The organism is Streptococcus sp. HMSC077D04, from assembly GCF_001808785.1.
Lineage (GTDB): Bacteria > Bacillota > Bacilli > Lactobacillales > Streptococcaceae > Streptococcus > Streptococcus mitis_BX.
The window spans coordinates 1-266 of record NZ_KV794478.1; the positions used below are offsets into that span (position 1 = coordinate 1).

At 37.6% G+C, this 266-nt stretch carries 1 protein-coding gene and 1 pseudogene; both read right to left on the bottom strand.

Annotated features, from left to right (window positions below):
* Positions 1 to 84 (bottom strand): annotated as a pseudogene (locus tag HMPREF2701_RS01485) (chemotaxis protein); the annotation flags it as partial.
* A partial coding sequence (locus tag HMPREF2701_RS01490) for a DUF5965 family protein (RefSeq protein ID WP_070481907.1) occupies positions 81 to 266 on the bottom strand: 186 nt, incomplete at its 5' end. The pseudogene HMPREF2701_RS01485 and the gene HMPREF2701_RS01490, both read right to left, overlap by 4 nt.

The window sequence follows — 266 nt, forward strand, 5'->3', positions numbered from 1 at the left end:
AAATAAGGCCGCAATTTTATCTGGATCTTCTTGATTTTCTAATTTACTCTCTAATGGTTGATTAAAATTCCAATCTTTTGTCATTCACTCATTTCATCCTTTCTAAATTCAGAATCATCGAATTGTCTTTCTCTACCGAAGGCATGGTCAAGAGCTTCTTCAAAACTCATGTGACTAATGCTTTGACGCCTTTTGAACGTCGCAAACATCGCTGTCTCCAGTTGCTCTTTGTAAGCAGCGAGTTTTTCTGTCTCTCTTGCTACCTT